Origin of the sequence: Janthinobacterium sp. J1-1 (assembly GCF_030944405.1) — a bacterium.
Classification (GTDB): domain Bacteria; phylum Pseudomonadota; class Gammaproteobacteria; order Burkholderiales; family Burkholderiaceae_D; genus Janthinobacterium.
Window position 1 is genome coordinate 2,874,637 of the sequence record NZ_CP132339.1, and the last position, 18,116, is coordinate 2,892,752.

At 64.1% G+C, this 18,116-nt stretch carries 10 protein-coding genes and 1 tRNA gene; 7 read left to right on the forward strand and 4 right to left on the reverse strand.

Annotated elements, in window-relative coordinates; genetic code table 11:
• Positions 1-1,455: a DUF3999 family protein gene (locus Q8L25_RS13055; protein ID WP_308925229.1), complete on the reverse strand. Its 1,455-nt coding sequence runs from the start codon at positions 1,453-1,455 to the stop codon at positions 1-3.
• Positions 1,452-4,718: a DUF2339 domain-containing protein gene (locus tag Q8L25_RS13060; RefSeq protein ID WP_308925230.1), complete on the reverse strand. Its 3,267-nt coding sequence runs from the start codon at positions 4,716-4,718 to the stop codon at positions 1,452-1,454. The genes Q8L25_RS13055 and Q8L25_RS13060 overlap by 4 nt, the downstream gene beginning before the upstream one ends.
• A 236-nt stretch (positions 4,719-4,954) precedes the next feature.
• Here Q8L25_RS13060 and Q8L25_RS13065 point away from each other — a divergent pair, with 236 nt between their 5' ends.
• Positions 4,955-6,841, forward strand: a complete 1,887-nt coding sequence (locus Q8L25_RS13065; RefSeq protein WP_308925231.1) for an MFS transporter — start codon at positions 4,955-4,957, stop codon at positions 6,839-6,841.
• A 3-nt stretch (positions 6,842-6,844) separates the two neighbouring features.
• On the opposite strand, the gene Q8L25_RS13070 is transcribed toward Q8L25_RS13065, so the two are convergent.
• Both Q8L25_RS13070 and Q8L25_RS13075 read right to left on the reverse strand, forming a co-directional pair.
• Positions 6,845-8,371, reverse strand: coding sequence for an ATP-binding protein (locus Q8L25_RS13070; protein WP_308925232.1), 1,527 nt, complete (start codon positions 8,369-8,371; stop codon positions 6,845-6,847).
• A gap of 8 nt (positions 8,372-8,379) precedes the next feature.
• The gene (locus Q8L25_RS13075) at positions 8,380-9,888 is read right to left on the reverse strand and encodes an ATPase domain-containing protein (RefSeq protein WP_308925233.1); all 1,509 of its coding nucleotides are present in this window, start codon (positions 9,886-9,888) and stop codon (positions 8,380-8,382) included.
• A 450-nt stretch (positions 9,889-10,338) separates the two neighbouring features.
• Here Q8L25_RS13075 and Q8L25_RS13080 point away from each other — a divergent pair, with 450 nt between their 5' ends.
• The 6 genes from Q8L25_RS13080 (at position 10,339) to Q8L25_RS13105 (ending at position 18,022) form a co-directional block, all read left to right on the forward strand.
• Positions 10,339-11,568 (forward strand): efflux RND transporter periplasmic adaptor subunit, encoded by a 1,230-nt coding sequence (locus Q8L25_RS13080; protein ID WP_308925234.1) that lies wholly within the window; start codon positions 10,339-10,341, stop codon positions 11,566-11,568.
• Between the two features lie 15 nt (positions 11,569-11,583).
• On the forward strand, positions 11,584-14,751 hold the full coding sequence (locus tag Q8L25_RS13085; RefSeq protein ID WP_308925235.1) for an efflux RND transporter permease subunit: 3,168 nt from the start codon (positions 11,584-11,586) through the stop codon (positions 14,749-14,751).
• A 1-nt stretch (position 14,752) separates the two neighbouring features.
• Positions 14,753-16,198 (forward strand): AdeC/AdeK/OprM family multidrug efflux complex outer membrane factor, encoded by a 1,446-nt coding sequence (gene adeC / locus Q8L25_RS13090; RefSeq protein ID WP_308925236.1) that lies wholly within the window; start codon positions 14,753-14,755, stop codon positions 16,196-16,198.
• A gap of 63 nt (positions 16,199-16,261) precedes the next feature.
• The gene (locus tag Q8L25_RS13095; protein WP_308925237.1) at positions 16,262-16,873 is read left to right on the forward strand and encodes a TetR/AcrR family transcriptional regulator; all 612 of its coding nucleotides are present in this window, start codon (positions 16,262-16,264) and stop codon (positions 16,871-16,873) included.
• 90 nt (positions 16,874-16,963) lie between these two features.
• A tRNA-Pro gene (locus Q8L25_RS13100) sits at positions 16,964-17,040 on the forward strand.
• A gap of 508 nt (positions 17,041-17,548) precedes the next feature.
• Positions 17,549-18,022, forward strand: coding sequence for a hypothetical protein (locus tag Q8L25_RS13105; protein ID WP_308925238.1), 474 nt, complete (start codon positions 17,549-17,551; stop codon positions 18,020-18,022).
• Positions 18,023-18,116: the final 94 nt, after the last annotated feature.

Below are 18,116 nucleotides of genomic sequence, written 5' to 3' on the forward strand. Positions count from 1 at the left end.
TTATTGCGGCGGTTGCTCTTCCTTCATCTGCGACAGCAAGCGCCAGGCAAAAAAGCCCAGCACGCCCACGCCCAGCAGCAGGGCGGCCCACAGCGCGGCCATCCGCCATGGCGCGCCCGTGCCGGCCTTGGCGGGCGCGGCATCGGCGGCGCCGGCAAGCGCCGTCAGCGTACCCACGGTGGCGATCGGCAGCGCCTGCAATTCGCCATCGCGGTAGCCGGGCGCCACCTGTGACAGCGGCTGAGCCGCCGGCTGGGCGTCTGCCTTGCCGAACACCAGGCGGTACGGCCCCTTGCCGCCGGCCAGGAACACCAGCGTTTCCGGCGTCCAGCCCAGGCGCAGGACAGGGGCGGTGGCCGGCAGCGCCGTGCCTTCCGTCTGTGGGCGCAATACCCATTGCGTGGTCTGCACCACCGGCATGGCCAGTTCGCCCGACACTCTTTCCTTGCCGGCGTCGCTGATGCGGTAAAAGCTGGTGCTCAAGAGCGGGTCGAAATACGCGCCCGCAGATGGCTGCGGCCGCGTTTGCTGGTGCAGATGCAGCCGGCGCTGCGGCACGTAAGTACTCTGGCGATAGACGCCGAGGGTCACCGGCAGCACCACGTTCGCTTGCGCAAATTGCAGCGCGATGCTGTCGGCGGGAATCGCGACCGGCGTGGCGTACACCCATTCCCCGGGCTGCTTGCCGGCCACGCCTTGCAGCACGATGGCGGCGCGCGGCGGCGCCGCCTCGGTTTCGCTGACGGCCTGCGCCGCGATGGACGCAAACAGCAGCGGCTGGCCGTCCTGCCAGCTCAGGCGTGCATAGCGGAAGGCGCGCGGCGCAAACACGATGCTGTCGTTGGCCAGCGTCTGCGTGTCGCTGTTGCTGAGCCAGTTCAAGGTCGTGGTGCCGACCGCGTCCCATTGCTTCAGGTCGTCGCTCACTTCCAATAGCACCTGGGCGCTGTAGTCGCCGGCATCGGCGGGCGGCGCAAAGCGCAGCGCGCCGATGCGGCTGCCTGGCGCCTGCTGGCCGATATCGAGGATCAGCGCCTGCAGGCTCTTGCCTGCCGCGGCGGTCCCGGTCCCGGCAGTGGCGCTGACCGACAGCAGCCGGCCGTCGCTGCCGGTGCGGATCTCCACGTTTTGCAGGCCGCCGCCGCCCGCCGCGCTGCCCGTCACCGGGAAGATGCGCGCGGCGATGCTGCTGCGCTGCGTGTTCGCTTGCGCCGGCGGCGTGCTGATGGCGAACGGCAGGCGCTGGCCGTCGCGGTCGACCAGGCGCACATCGGCCAGGTTGCCGGTGCGCGCGTGCAGGTAGACCTCCCTGGGCAGCGGCAAGCGGGCCACGCCGGCGCCGGCCGGCACGCTGACCGGCATGCTCCAGCCGTAGCGGGACGGGTGGTCCGGTACATTCTGTGCCAGCGCAGTGCTGCAGGCCAGGCACGTGACGATCGACAGGGCAATTTTCATGCGCTCTCCGGTTTTGGTTCTGTTACGGTTTCCGCCTTGGGAAACGGCGCCAGGTAGCCGATCAACAGCATCAGCAGGCCCACGCCGACAAACGACACGATGCGGGCGATGCCGCCCACGTTCGACAGGTCGACCAGGAACAGTTTCAGCACCACCAGCACCAGCAGCACCGCGCCCAGGCTCCATTGCTGGCGCCGCTGGCGCTGCGCCGCATGGCGCATCAGCAGCAGGGCAGTAATGCTCCACACCAGCGACAGCATGGCTTGCACGAACTGCGAGGCCATCAGGTCATCGAATTCGTAGGGCACGCCCATGTAGTTCGAGACCGTGCGCAGCAGCAGCAGGTTGAACCAGCCGTAGACAAAACAGGCGGCCACCACTGGCACGCGCGCTTGGAACTGGTCCAGCCACATTGGCTGGCCGGCACGCAGCAGGCGCCAGGCGGCAATGCCCAGCAGGATGGCAAAGCCGCTGCTGATGTCGAGCGGATTGAGCAAAGGCAAATAGGGCAGGGGCGCCATGGCGCCGTTGTCGATCAGGTTCCAGACGGCGATCAGCACCAGCGACCATGCCGCCCCCAGCGGTATCAGCGTGCGCTGGTACCAGCCGGCGATCGGCGCCACCGGCCAGCCACCGGCACGGCAGCGGCGGATCAGCAAGGCCAGCGCCAGCATCATGGCCCAGGCCGGCAAATAGCGCGACCAGGCCGGGCTGACAGCGTCGCCCTGGCCAGCCAGCCAGGCGTCCAGGTGGATCGCGCCTACCGGCCACAGCATCAGCCATGGCGCCGCCGTGCGCACCGTGTGCAGCAGGCGCAGCACGCGCAGGTTCAGGTGCCAGCCGGCGCGCGACCAGGTGCGCAGCATGAATTCACCGCTGGCCAGCATGCAGGCCAGCGCCAGCCAGGACAGGCCGGTCGGCAGGTATTCGCGCAAATACAGGGCCATCAGCATGTTGGCGCTCCACAGGCCCAGGCCGATCCAGACGGCCGGCGTGAACCAGCGCAACTGCGGCCAGGCCAGGCGGCGCGCCAGCAGCGCGAACAGCGGTGTGGCGATGCTGACCAGGATCAGGTACAGCGCCAGCCAGTGTTCGCCCGCATGCGGATGCATGCTGTCCTTGCCATCGACCAGGCGCAGCAGCCAGCTGGTGAGCGGGAACAGGATGCCGACAAACCACAGCAGGCCGCTCCATTGCAGCAGCGGCAGCGCGGCCAGCGACAGTTTTTCATTGATCTCCACGCGCGCCTGGCGTTGCGTGAACCAGCTGCTCGCCAGCGCCGCGGCGCCCAGCAGCAGCGCGCTGACAAAGGTGCCGTGGAACAGGTTGCTTGGGTGCTCATTCCAGTCCAGGCCCATGCGCAGCAGCAACACGATGCCGGCCAGCAGTTGCACCACCAGCAGCAGCAGGCGCGGCACCGTCCATTGCAGGCGCTGCGCCAGCCAGAACAGGCCGCCGGCAACCGCCAGCGCGCTGACGGTCAGCAGGTTCAACTGCGTGATGGCGTCGGTGCGCAGCAGGATTTCGGTCCACAGCCCACCGAGCAGCCAGGCGGTGGCGCCGGTCAGGAACACCACCGACAGGCCCTGCATCAGTTCCGGTTCCAGGCTGGCGTGCACGACGCCTTGCTGGCGGCGGAAGTTGATCGCCATCAGCAGGGCGGCGGCGGCCAGCAGCAAAAAGCCCAGCCACAGGTTCGATTGCAGCGCGGTCGGCGTGTCCATGTCGGCCAGGATGCCGAGGAAGGACAGCCAGGCGGCGGCCTGCACCAGCAGACCAAAGGCCCAGGCCAGCGGCTGGCGCTGGCGCAAGCCGACCCAGACGATGCCGGCGCCTTCCAGTGCCCAGGCGGCGGACGTCCAGCGGCCGTCGAGCGCAAACGGAATCGCCAAAGTACCAAACACGACGCCCAGCGCCAGAAAGGCTTCGGCCAGCAATTTGAAGTGGCCGCTGTGGCGGCGCCACAGGGCCACCGCCAGGCCGGTATAAAACAGGCCGGCGACCATGGCCGAAAACGCCAGGCCGAAATGCAGGTCCTTCACCAGGCCATACTGCAAGCCCATGGCGGCCAGCGGCGTGCCGAATACCAGCGTGCCGTCCACATAGTGCTTCAGGCGCGGCGCCTGGCGTGCGCAGTAGGCGATCGCGATGCCGACATAGAACAGCACGAACAGGATCAGGAACAGCTGGCTCGACAGATAGTTTTCCGGCGTATAGCGCAGCAGGCCCCAGGCGGTGGCGACCACGAAGGTAAAGCCGAAGCTCAGCACGTTCAGCACGCGCCAGGCGCGTTTCAGGGCGATGGCGAACACGCCGGCGTTGAGCAGCGCGTAATAGCTGAACAGGCCGATATGGCTGCCACCGCCGGTCGACACCAGGATCGGTACGGCAAAGCCGCCGATAATGCCGAACACGGCCAGCCAGACGGCGTTCTGCAGCACTGCCAGCAGGCAGGTAAAGGCGGTCAGCACGAACAGCAAAACGAAGGCCAGGCCGGCAGGCATCAGTTCGTACAGGCGGAAGGCGCCAAAGGTGACCAGCATCAGTATCGCCAGCGCCGTGCCCTGCAGCGGCAGGCTGATGCCGGGGCGCGCCACGCGGATGCGCCAGGCCCAGGCCAGCAGGGCAATATCGGCCAGCGCAATGCCGGCCAGACGCAGCTCGATCGGCAAGGTCACTTGCGCCGACACATATTTGAGCAGGAAGCTGACGCCGAGGAACAAAATCAGCAAGCCCAGCTTGGCGACCAGGTTGCCCGTCAACAACCAGGTTTTTGCCTTGGCAAACAGCTCGTTGCCAGGGGCGACCCAGGCGGGGGTATTCGGCAGGTCTGGCGCCGGCGCGACCGGTTTGGCGGGCTGCGCAGGAGCTGCCGGCGGCAGTGGCACCGGCTCGGGAGCGGGCCGCGCTGCGGGCTTGTCGAGCGAAATGGTAATCGCCGGTGGCACAAACTCGGGCGCAGGTGCAGGCACCGGCACCGGCACTGGGATGGCCACGGGTACAGGCACCGGCGGCGCGGCCTCGGCTGGCGGCGCGGGTTCCGCCCTCGCTTCCGTCCTGGTCTCCACCCTGGCTTCGGCGTGTGCGCGCGGCAGGGCAGGGCCCAGTTCGAGCACCTGCAGGCGCTCCTGGATACTGTCGACTTCGCGGCGCAAGCGCGCCGTGACGGCTTCGAGCTCCATCACTTTGCGGCGGCTTTTCATGGCGACGACAAAGGCGGTAATCAACAAGCCCAGCAATACCAGCGGTATCAATACAAACATAGGTCGGCTTTCCTGGCAGGACAGGGCGCGAGCGGCGCCCGATGTATGCGCACCTTACCTTATTATCAAGAAACGGGGTTTTCTTATAGCCATGTGGCAATTCCTCCGAAGAAGTGGCCAGCATGCAATGTGCGGTCCTGGCCGGTATTGATTGAAAGCAATACCACGACATTCAGATTGTCGTGCGCAGGATAGTGCTGTATTTTAGCAATTCGTTCACTTCCCATTTCCACGCCATGAGTCAGAGCAGCCAGTTTTCCTTGTTGTCGCAGCGCCGCTTCGGGCCGTTTTTCTGGACCCAGTTCTTTGGCGCCTTCAACGACAATCTGTTCAAGACGGCGCTGATGGTGATCCTGGCCTACGATGCGCTGAGCTGGACCTCGCTCGATCCGTCCACCATCACCAACCTGATCCCCGGCCTGTTCATCCTGCCCTACGTGGTGTTCTCGGCCACCGCCGGCCAGCTGGCGGACAAATTCGAAAAAGCCGGCCTGGCCCGCTTCGTGAAATGGATGGAACTGGCCATCATGGCGATCGCCGCCGCCGGCTGGATGACGCACACCCTGTGGCTGCTGGTGGCGGCCGTGGTCGGCATGGGCATCCATTCGACCCTGTTCGGCCCCGTCAAGTACGCCTATCTGCCGCAGCAGCTGAAACCCGAGGAACTGGTCGGCGGCAATGGCCTGATCGAGATGGGCACCTTTGTCGGCATCCTGCTCGGCGAGATATTGGGCGCCGTGCTGATCGTGCACAAGCCGCTGGGCGTGGAACTGGTGGCCGGCGCCACCATCGCCGTCGCCATCTTCGGTTTGATCGCCAGCTACCGTGTGCCCCGCACGCCGGCGCCCGAGCCGGACCTGAAGGTCAGCCTCAATTTTGTCGCCGAATCGTTCCGCAACCTGAATTTTTCGCGCAAGAACCGTCCCGTCTTCCTGGCCATGCTTGGCAACTCCTGGTTCTGGTTCTATGGCGCGCTGATCCTGGCCCAGTTCCCCGTCTATTCGAAAGACTTTTTGCATGGCGACCATAGCGTGTTCGTGCTGCTGCTGACGGTGTTTTCGGTCGGCATCGGCACCGGTTCGCTGCTGTGCGAGCGCCTGTCGGGCCACAAGATCGAGATCGGCCTGGTGCCGTTCGGCTCGATCGGCCTGTCGCTGTTCGGCATCGACCTGTTCTTCGCCAGCAATGCCTACGCGAATACGCAAATCGTCGATGCGCTGGCCTTTGTCAGCCAGGCCGGCGTGCCGCGCATCCTGTTCGATATCGTCATGATCGGCGTGTTCGGCGGCTTCTTTATCGTGCCCCTGTTCGCGCTGATCCAGACCCGCTGCGACCCGAAACATATTTCGCGCACCATCGCCGGCATGAATATCCTCAACGCCCTGTTCATGGTGGCGGCGGCCGGCGTGGCCATCGTGCTGCTGGGGCAAGGGTTTACCATCCCGCAGCTGTTCCTCGTCACCGCCATCCTGAACGCGCTGGTGGCGGCGTATATCTTCTCGCTGGTGCCGGAATTCCTGATGCGCTTCCTGGCCTGGATATTGATCCAGACCGTGCACCGCGTGAAAGTGGTCAATGGCGAACGGATTCCCGCCGAGGGCGCGGCCGTGCTGGTATGCAACCACGTCAGCTATGTGGACGCCATCGTCATCGTCGCGGCCAGCCCGCGCCCGATCCGCTTCGTGATGGATCACAAGATTTTCAAGATGCCGCTGATGGGCTGGTTATTTCGCACCGCCAAGGCGATCCCGATTGCCTCGGCCAAGGACGATCCTTTCCTGATGGAGCGCGCTTTTGTCGATATCGCCCAGGCCCTGCATGAAGGCGACCTGGTGTGCATCTTCCCGGAAGGCAAGCTTACCCGCACCGGCCAGATCAGCGAGTTCAAGGGCGGCATCGCCAAGATCGTGGCGCGCAGCAAGGTGCCGGTGATCCCGCTGGCGCTGCGCGGCCTGTGGGGTCACTTGCTCAGTCACCGCAACGGCCATCTGTTCGAGCGCGCCTTCAAGGCCGGCCTGCGTTCGCGCCTGTCGCTGGCCGTCGGCGTGCCGGTGGCGCCCGAGGACGCCACGCCGGAGTTGCTGCAGCAAAAAGTCCAGGATTTGCGCGGCAAGTGGAAATAAGCTTCAGTTCGGTGACGCGCCAGCCAGGTGCCGCTCCAGCAGCGCGACAATCGCCGTATAGTCGACCGGCTTGGTGAGGTGAAAGTCGAAGCCCGCCTCGACGGTGCGCTGGCGGGCTTCGCCCTGGCCCCAGCCCGTCAGCGCGATCATCAGGCAGTCGCGCCCGTTGGCCAGCTGGCGTACCTGGCGCGCCGTTTCATAACCATCCATGCCCGGCATGCCCAGGTCCATCACGATCAGCCGCGGCCAGGCCAGCGCGACCTGGACCAGCGCCTGCTGGCCGTCGTAGGCCACGGCCGCCGCATGGCCATCGAGCTGGAACATGGTTTGCAGCGCATCGGCCGCATCGCGGTTGTCGTCCACCACCAGGATTTGCAGGGCGGCGCCGGCGGGCGCGGTCGCCGCGCTGGCCGCGGTCACCGCTTCGGCTGGCGGCACCGGCATTTCCTTGGCCGGCAGGGTGACCACGAAGCGGCTGCCTTGTCCCGCGCCGGCGCTATACGCCTGCACGCTGCCGCCATGCATTTCGGCAAACTGGCGTGACAGGCTGAGGCCTATCCCCAGGCCGCTGGCCAGCTGGCCCGACACCGTGCGGCTCTGTTCGAACATGGAAAAGATGCGCGGAATCGCCTCCGCATCGAGGCCGATGCCGTTGTCTTCCACGCTCACCTGCAACTGCTCGTCCGCCATCTGCGCGCCGATATGGATGCGCCCGCCCGGCGGCGTGAACTTGATGGCGTTCGAGACGATATTGGCGAAGATCTGCACCAGGCGCGCATGGTCGGCGTGCAGCAGCACGGGGTGCGGCGGCAAGTCCACCGTCAGGGCGATCTGCCGCGCACTGGCCGGTTCCTGGCACAGTTCCACCACATGCCCGATGACCTGCTCGAGCAGCACATCCTGGCGCTGCAAGGCCACCTTGCCGCTGGTGATGCGCGCCACGTCGAGCAGGTCATCGACCAGGCGCATCAGTTGCGTGACCTGCCGCTCGATCACGTCCCTGACCTTGCCGATCTGTTCGGAACCGGGATACAGGCGGTTCAGCAGGGCGGCCGAGGTGCGGATCGGCGCCAGCGGATTGCGCAGTTCGTGGCCCAGGGTGGCGATGAATTCATCCTTGCGCCGGGCGCTTTCGCGCACCTGGTACTGGCGCGCACGGGCCCGCTGCATGGCGTGGGCCGAGGTGATCAGGGTCAGGGCGTGCACCGGGCGTTCCAGCAGGGTCAGGTTGCCGAGGGTGGAAATCGCCTGCCGCAGCGGCAGCGAGTCCTGGCCGCTGCGCGTCAGCAGCAGGATCGGCAGGTCGGACCAATCAGGTTGTTGCTGCGCGTAATCGTTGAGCACCTGCCAGGCGCCCGCATGCAGGGCTTCCTCCACGGTCAATACGCCGCCCGCGCCCAGGCGCAGTTGCTGCGCCAGGTCGCCGACCGAGTGACACGCCAGGCTGTCGATGGTCGCGCTGGCCAATACCTTGACGGCCAGGGCGGCATCCTGGCCGGCCGGCGCGTGGATCAGGATGCGCTGTTCCATGGCCTGTCCTAGGGGAAAGGCGTGCCGCCGACGGTGGGCATGCCCGACAGGATGCCGTGAAAGCCGGCCAGCGGCGGACCGATGCGGATGCCCTGCGGGACGATCTCGAAGCGGCGTATGCTGCGCTCGTGCGCGCTGCCGCGCTTCTTGAAGACGGAAATGGCTTGCCGCACTTCGCCTTCCGCCTCGTAATAGCGCAGCATGATGACGCTGTCGGCCAGGTAGCTGGCGTCGGCCGAGGTGGTCATCGCCGTGCCGATCATGTTTTGTTGCACCCCCACCAGCAGAGTGGCCACGCCGCGCTGGCTCAGGTAGTTCAGCAGTTCGTGCAGATAGGTGCTTTGAAAGCGTTCGTCGGGCACCGCGTTCATGTAGCCGTTCAGGCTGTCGATGACGATCACGCGCGCGCCCCGTTCGGCCGCATCGACCACGGCCTGGGCGAATTCGCCCGGCGTCAGTTCGGCCGGGTCGATCTGCTGGGCGCTCAGCAAGCCGTTCTGCATCGCCTCGCGCAGGCGCATGCCCACGCCGTCGGTGCGGTTGAGCAGCTTGCTGCGCGCTTCTTCGAACAGGAACATGGCGCACGGTTCGCCGCGCAGGGTGGCCGCGTGCACGAACTGCGCCGCCAGGGTCGACTTGCCGCTGCCGGCCGGCCCGGAGATAAGGGTGCTCATGCCTTCTTCCAGGCCGCCGCCGACCATCGCGTCGAGTTCCGCCACGCCGCTCGACAGGCTGACGCGGCCGGCCTCGCTGCGGCTGTCGGCCGCCACCAGGCGCGGATACACCACCAGCCCGCTGCGGGCGATCTTGTAGTCGTGCGCGCCGCCGCGAAACGGCACGCCGCGGTATTTCACCACGCGCACGCGGCGCCGGTCATTGCCGTACGCCTGGTTCTGCAGTTCGAGCGAGATCACGCAATGGGCCACGCTGCGCACCTGCAAGCCGTCGTCCAGGGCCGAGCGGTCGTCGATCAGCACGGTGGTGCAGTGGCGGCTGGCAAGGTATTGTTTCAGCGCCACCACCTGGCGCCGGTAGCGCAGCGGGTTTTCCGCCAGCAGCTGCAATTCCGACAGCGAATCGAGCACCAGCCTGGCCGGCCGGTGTTTGTCGATCGCCGCCAGGATGCGCTGGTTGGTGGCCGCCAGTTCGATCTCGGACGGGTGGAAGATGGTGTACTGGCGGTCCGGGTCCAGCATGTCGTCGCTGGGCGCCACTTCCTCGATGCCGATGCCGGCCAGGTCCCAGCCGTGCGACAGGGCCGCGCCGCGCAGCTCGATTTCGGATTCGGCCAGCGCCATGTACAGCACCGGTTCGCCCAGGCGCACGCCCTCCATCAGGAACTGCAGCGCCAGCGTGGTCTTGCCGGTGCCCGGTTCGCCTTCGAGCAGGTACAGGCGATCGGGCACCAGGCCGCCGGCCAGGATGGTATCGAGGCCGGCCACGCCGGTCGAGCGCGGGGCTGCCGCAGGCTGCGCCGCCTGTGCCGCCTGTGCCTGCTTGGGTGCCGGTGTCGTCATCGCCGTTCGCTTTCCCGGCCTGGCATGCTGCCTCGGCCGTCATGAAGCGGCCTGTCTGTCCAAGGCCGGTGCATATGGTAGCGCATTCGCCGCAGCATGTCTTTTCAATACGATTGGTAAATAACCATGCCGATTTGCGTGTTTTTTGCGCCGCCGCAACGCTTGCCATGCTGGCAAGCAAAGAAAGCACGACCCTGATACAGTAGCTGCAGCAACCACTTCTTCGCCTTGCCGTTTTATCGTCGCCCGCCAGCCTTGCTTGATGCAAAGCAAGCCCTGCGGTGACTGCATCCTTGCCGGATCGATGCGTCAATGAAATCAAAAAGTTTCCATGTATCAATTGTAAATCTGCTTGACCATTTTAGAATGATCGTTCATTCTTTGATCTGCGTTAATAAATTACCTCATTTCTAACGACACTAAGCCCGCTTCTTTTTCAGAAAGTCCAAGATGCAACCAACATTTTCCCTGACGTCGCCGCGTACGAGCGGCGCTATTGCCGTTCTGTGCGCCACTGTAATCATGGCCGGCTGCAGTAAAAAACAGGCCGCGCCGCCGCCGCAGCAAGCGCCGCAGGTTGTCGTGTTTACTGTTAATCCGGCCGCGTTGCCGATGGTGGCCGACCTGTCCGGCCGGACCAATGCGTATCAAGTGGCCGATGTGCGTCCGCAAGTGGGCGGCCTGATCCAGAAGCGCCTGTTCGTCGAAGGCGCCGATGTGAAAGCCGGCACGCCGCTGTACCAGATCGATTCGGCCAGCTACCAGGCGTCCTACAATTCGGCCAAGGCCGCGTTAACCAAGGCCAAGGCCAACCTGCTCACTTCCGGTCCGAAAGTCGCGCGCTACAAGGAACTGGTGGCCATCGAAGGCGTCAGCCGCCAGGAATACGACGATGCCGTCGCTACCTACGAGCAAGCCAAGGCCGACGTGGAAGCGGCCACCGCGGCGCTGGAATCGGCCAATATCAACGTGCGCTACACCACCGTGACGGCGCCGATCAGCGGCCGTACCAGCCGCTCGACCGTGACGGCCGGCGCGCTGGTGACGGCTGGCCAGGCCGAAGCGCTGACGACAGTGCAGCAACTCGATCCCATCTATGTCGACGTGACCCAGTCGAGCACCGACCTGCTGCGCCTGAAGCGCCAGCTGGCCGACGGCAGCCTGAAGAAAGCCGGCGACGGCCAGGCCAAGGTCAATCTGATCTTGCCAGACGGCACCAAGTACAGCGAACCGGGCAAGCTGCAGTTCTCGGGCGTCAGCGTCGAGCCGACCACCGGCAACGTGGTGCTGCGCGCGCTGTTCCCGAACCCGAAAGGCGAGTTGCTGCCAGGCATGTTCGTGCGTGCCCAGCTGGAAACGGGTATCGATGACAAAGCCATCACCGTGCCGCAAGTGGGCGTCTCGCGCAACCAGAAGGGCGAAGCCACCGCCATGGTCCTGAACAAGGAAAACAAGGTCGAGCAGCGCATCATCACCACCAACGGCACCTCCGGCACCAGCTGGATCGTGACGTCCGGCCTGGCCGCCGGCGACCGCGTGATCGTGGAAGGCTTGCAGAAAATCAAGCCGGGCGCGCCTGCCGTCGCCGTGCCTGCCGCTGCGCCTGCCGCCGCCGGTGGCGCACCAGCCGCACCGGGTGCAGCACCAGCCGCGTCAGCACCAGCCGCCAGCGCCCAATAATTCAGGAGAATATTAATGGCCCGTTTTTTCATTGACCGCCCGATTTTTGCCTGGGTGGTCGCGATCGTGATCATGCTTGCCGGCATAATCTCGATCCTCAGTTTGCCGATTGCGCAGTATCCAAGCATCGCCCCGCCGTCGATTTCGATCAGCGGCTCCTACCCTGGCGCCTCGGCCAAAACGGTGGAAGACGCCGTGACCCAGGTCATCGAACAAAAGATGAAGGGCATCGATGGCTTGCGCTACATGTCCTCGTCCAGCGATTCGACCGGTGGCATCAGCATCACGCTGACGTTTACCAACGGCACCAATCCCGACATCGCCCAGGTGCAGGTACAGAACAAGCTGCAACTGGCCACGCCGCTGCTGCCGACCGCTGTCACCCAGCAGGGCCTGGTGGTGGCCAAGGCCACCAAAAACTTCATGATCGTGTTCGGCTTCATCTCCGAAGACGGCAGCATGAACCAGACCGACTTGAGCGACTACGTGGCCGCCAACGTGGTCGACCCATTGAGCCGCGTGCCCGGTGTCGGCGACGTGACCCTGTTCGGTTCGCAGTATGCGATGCGCATCTGGCTCGATCCGGCCAAGCTGCAAAGCTTCCAGCTGACCCCGGCCGACGTCATCACCTCGATCCAGGCGCAGAATGCCGAAGTATCGGCCGGTGAACTGGGCGGCGCGCCAGCTGTTGCTGGCCAGCAGCTGAACGCCACCGTCTCGGCCCAAAGCCGCTTGCAGACCGCCGAGCAGTTCGGCGCGATCCTGCTGAAAACCACCACCAGCGGCGCGCAAGTGACGTTGAAAGACGTGGCGCGCATGGAGCTGGGCCGCGAGAACTACAACACGGTCGCCCGCTACAACGGCAATGCCGCCACCGGTATCGCCATCAAGCTGGCCACCGGCGCCAACGCGCTCGATACCGCCACCGCCGTCAAGGCCATGGTCGATACCCTGGGCAAGCAGTTCCCGGCCGGCATGAAAGCCGTGGTCGCGTTCGACACCACGCCATTCGTCAAGCTGTCGATCGAAGAAGTGGTGAAAACCCTGGTCGAAGCGGTGGTGCTGGTATTCCTGGTGATGTATCTGTTCCTGCAGAACTTCCGCGCCACCCTGATCCCGACCATGGCCGTGCCGGTCGTGCTGCTCGGTACCTTCGGCATCCTGAACGCCTTCGGTTATTCGATCAATACCCTGACCATGTTCGCCATGGTGCTGGCGATCGGCCTCCTGGTCGATGACGCCATCGTGGTGGTGGAAAACGTCGAGCGGGTGATGAGCGAAGAGGGCTTGTCGCCGCTGGAAGCGACGCGCAAGTCGATGACGCAGATTACCGGCGCGCTGGTCGGTATCGCCATGGTGCTGTCGGCCGTGTTCGTGCCGATGGCCTTCTTTGCCGGTTCGACCGGCGTGATCTACCGCCAGTTCTCCATCACGATCGTGTCGTCGATGGTGCTGTCGGTGATCGTCGCGATGGTATTTACGCCGGCGCTGTGTGCCACCATCCTGAAACCGGTTGAAAAAGGCCATCACGCCACCAACAAGGGTTTCTTCGGCTGGTTCAACCGCAGTTTCGACCGCAGCAGCGAAAAATACCAGGGCTTCGTGGGCAGCATGATCACCCACCGCCTGCGTTCGATGCTGATGTATGCCGTGCTGCTGGTGGCGCTGGTGCTGGTGTTCATGCGCCTGCCGACCTCCTTCCTGCCGGAAGAAGACCAGGGCATCCTGTTCACCCAGATCCAGCTGCCGACCGGTGCCACGCAAGAGCGTACGCTGGGCGTCATCAAGCAGGTCGAAAAGCATTTCATGACGAATGAAAAAGCCACCGTCGCTTCCGTGTTTGCGGTGGCCGGCTTCAGCTTCGGCGGCAATGGCCAGAACACCGGTATCGCCTTCGTGCGCCTGAAAGACTGGTCCGAACGCAAGGCCGGCGACGCCAAGGCTTCCGCCGTGGCGGGCCGCGCCATGGGCGCTCTGCTGCAGCTGAAAGACGCGATGGTGTTTACGTTTGCCCCGCCAGCCGTGCTGGAACTGGGTAACGCCACCGGTTTCGACATGCAGCTGCAAGACACGGGCGGCGTGGGACACGACGCCCTGATGGCGGCGCGTAACCAGCTGCTGGGCATGGCCGCGCAAAATCCGATCATGGTCGGCGTGCGTCCGAACGGCCAGGAAGATACGCCGCAGTACAAGATCGACATCGACCAGCAGAAAGCGACGTCGCTGGGCCTGAAGATCGACGAGATCAACCGCGTGCTGAGCGTCGGCTGGGGTAGTGCGTATGTGAATGACTTCATCGACCGCGGCCGCGTCAAGAAGGTCTACATGCAGGGCGAAGCCAATTCGCGCATGCTGCCGGAAGACCTGAACAAGTGGTATGTGCGCAATACCGCCGGCGAAATGGTGCCGTTCTCGGCCTTTGCCACCGGCAAGTGGATCTATGCTTCGCCACGCCTGGAACGCTACAACGGCCTGCCATCGATGGAAATCCTCGGTACGCCGGCGCCTGGCCAAAGCACCGGCGCGGCCATGAATGCGATGGAAGAAATGGTCGCCAAGCTGCCGCCTGGCATCGGCCTGTCGTGGACCGGCACCTCGCTCGAAGAGCGCGAGTCCGGCTCGCAAACGCCGCAGCTGTACGCCATTTCGCTGCTGATCGTGTTCCTGTGCCTGGCCGCGCTGTATGAAAGCTGGTCGATTCCGTTCTCGGTGCTGCTGGTGGTGCCACTGGGCGTGATCGGTACCGTGCTCGGCACGTGGCTGTTCGGCCTGTCGAACGACGTCTACTTCCAGGTGGGCTTGCTGACGGTGGTGGGCTTGTCGGCGAAGAACGCGATTCTGATCGTCGAGTTTGCCAAGGAAATGCAGGAATCGGGCATGTCGCTGCTGGATGCGACCCTGCACGCGGTGCGCCTGCGCCTGCGTCCTATCTTGATGACCTCGATCGCTTTCGGCCTGGGTGTGTTGCCACTGGCAATTTCCAGCGGCGCCGGTTCGGGCAGCCAGAACGCCATCGGTATCGGCGTGCTGGGCGGGATGCTGTCGGCCACCTTCCTCGGTATCTTCTTCGTGCCGGTGTTCTTCGTGCTGGTGCGCGGCTTCTTCTCGAAGTCCGACGACAAGACCACGCCAAGCACCCCGGCGACGGCGCCAGCCGTCACGCTTTCCAAGGATGCACATTAATATGAAAAAAACGCTACTTTCCATGGCGGCGCTGGCCTTGCTGGCCGGCTGCAGCCTGGCTCCCACCTACGAGCGTCCGGCGGCGCCGTCGCCTACCGCCTGGCCGACCGGCCCGTCGTACAAGGCCGATGCGCCCGCCGGCGCGACAGCGGTGTCCGACATCGCCTGGCGCGAGTTCTTTGCCGACGCGCGCCTGCGCCAGGTGATCGAACTGGCGCTGGCCAACAACCGTGACCTGCGCGTGTCGATCCTGAATATCGAGAAAGCGCGTGCGACGTATGGCATCGAACGCGCCGCGCTGATCCCGACCTTGTCGGCCGCGGGCGGCCAGACGGCGACCCGCATTCCGCGCAACCAGAGCGCCAACGACGAAGCGTCGATCACGCGCCAGTACACGGCCAACCTGGGGATCTCCGCGTACGAGCTGGACTTCTTCGGCCGCGTGCGCAGCCTGTCCGACAGCGCGCTGGAGCAATACCTGGGCACGGAAGAAGCCCGCCGCGCACAGCAGATCAGCCTGGTGTCCGAAGTGGCCAGCAGCTATCTGAACCTGGTGGCGGACCAGCAGCGCCTGCGCGTGGCGCAGGACACCCTGCGCAGCCAGCAGTCGAGCTACACCCTGGCCGAGCGCCGCTTCAATGCGGGCGCCACCTCGGGCCTGGACAAGTACGACGCCCAGACCAGCGTCGAGCTGGCCCGTTCCGACGTGGCCGTCTACACCAGCCAGGTCGCGCTCGACCAGAACGCGCTGGCTTTGCTGGTTGGCAGCAGCGTGCCGGCCGAATTGTTGCCACAAGCCGAATTCGGCGCCGTGACATCGCTGGCCGACATTCCGGCCGGCGTGCCGTCGGACGTGCTGCAACGCCGTCCCGACGTGCTGGTGGCCGAGCGTACTTTGCGCTCCGCCAACGCGAATATCGGCGCGGCGCGCGCGGCCTTCTTCCCGCGCATTTCGTTGACGGCCACCGCCGGCTCGGTCAGCAACAACCTGTCCGACCTGTTCAAGGCCGGCAGCGGCAGCTGGAGTTTCATTCCGCAGATCAGCCTGCCGATCTTCGATGGCGGCGTAAACCGCGCCAACCTCGATATCGCCAAGGTGAATCGTGAAATCTCGGTGGCGCAATACGAAAAGGCGATCCAGGTCGCCTTCCGTGAAGTGTCCGATGCGCTGGCCCAGCGCGGCACCATCGACGAGCGCCTGCAATCGCAGGAAGCGCTGGTCGAGGCGTCGACGAAGAGCTATACCATCCAGGATGCGCGCTACAAGCAGGGCGCGGAAACCTACCTGAACGCCCTGATCGCCCAGCGCGCGCTGTACACCGCGCAGCAAAGCCTGATCACGGCGCGCCTGGCCAAATCGACCAACCTGGTGACCTTGTACAAGGTGCTGGGTGGCGGTTGGCAGCCTGAGCAAACAGCCGTCGCAGCGGCTGGCGCTGCCCAGTAATCACGGGCACGCCGACGCCGGTCTTGCCCGCAAGGGCAGGGCCGGCGCGCAACGGGAAAAATCATGACTCAAGAGAAAAAACATCCTAGCCTGGAGCGCGCCAACAGCCGCCGCAAACAGGTGCTGGATGCGGCCGCCTGCTGTTTCAGCCGGCATGGCTTTCACGGCGCCAGCATGGCGGAAATTTCGAAGACCGCCGGCATGAGCGCCGGCCATATCTACAACTACTTCGACAGCAAGGACGCCATCATCGCCGCGTTTGTCGAGCAGAACATGGAACGCGTGTCGAACATCATGCACGACCTGGCGCAACGGGAAGATCCGCTGCAGGCGATGATCGACGACGTCGAGAAGCGCGTGCAGGAATGCCTGGACCCGAGCATCTGGGCGGTGCCGCTCGAAATCCACTCGGAAGCGTCGCGCAACCCGAAGATCGCCGCCACCATGCAGGCGGCCGACAAGCGCTCGCGCGGCCAGCTGTTCGCCATCGTCACGGCCGCCCGCGAAAAGCGCGGCCTGCCCGCCGGCGCCGACCTGGTGGAAGGGCGCATCAACGCCATGATCGCCATGTACCAGGGCCTGGCCGTGCGCCATGTGCACAATCCGGGCGTGCTGAACCCCGGCCTGGTCGAAGGCATACGCACCGCCATGCGCGCGTTGATGCTGGGCGAATAAAGCAGCCGATGCGGGTTCTTGATTTCAGCAATGAATCGCGTGGAAAGCATGGCAAAAACCCAAATCCGTCTGCTATAATCTTTACCTCGTCGGGGCGTAGCGCAGCCTGGTAGCGTACGTGCATGGGGTGCACGGGGTCGGAGGTTCGAATCCTCCCGTCCCGACCATAAGAATCAAGGACTTGCAGCGAAAGCTGTATGTAAACCCAGCGCTGTATATTATACGATTGTATAATATACAGCGCTGGGTTTTTCCGTTTACGTGCTTCATTCCAGCCAGGGGAGCGACATCGGGATTTCCGACACATCAGGGATTACTTCCTTGATATAAGTGTCCGTTGTCTTGGCGGACGTGTGAACCAGTCGCTTCTGGATATCTTTACGGTCTTCGCCGCGTCGTGCGGCTACCCGTATATCCATCGTCGCGGTGGCAAAGGAGCTGATCGTGTCGAAGTCCGCGGCCTACATCAAGAAGGTGTGAATCCATAAGGGCTGAAAGAACAGATGGCGCGGCTCAGCACGCTGCGGCCAGGCGTCTGACCGATATGTGCGCCCGCGCGGCGGATGAGGGCCTGCGTCTGCTCAGCCAGCTATGGCTTGAACGATAAGGGCCTACTTCCCGGAACACGCCCGGTGCCTGTATTATCGACAGACGATATCTTTCTTTTGAGGGGCTATGGGACCATTGCAAATAAATCAGTCAACTACAAATATCCATCAGGATGCAGGTGTCGGCTATGATCCGCTGTTGCAAGAGTTGGTGAGGGAGCTTAATGCTACCTGCAGTCAAGGGATCCCGATTACGCTCCAGATCCAAGCAATGCTCGTATCGGGGGTGATTATCAACGGTCGCGAGTATTACATTCAATTTGCCGAGCACCACATATCCTCTCTAGGCCTGGTGGATGCAAAATCGGAAGAGGTGCGGAAGCATTATGTAGATATGGCTCATAGTCTGTATCCAAGGGTGGATGATAGAAAAGGCCTGGAGACGCAGCAAATGCCGGCGATGATCCACTTGGCCGATGCAAGGCTATACACATTGCAAGGGCTGCCTATCACCTCGGGCATGCGGCTTTGGCGCGGTAAGATTGAAGCGGTTAGTGGATTTCTACTTGGGCGAATTGAAGAGTCGGTGCCTGTAAGATGAAATATCTGCCCCGGAATAAAGTGTCCGGTACAGTACCTCTTTGTATTTACCTGAGAACTGGGTCAAGCAGTTAATCACTCTGAAAAGCTTGCCA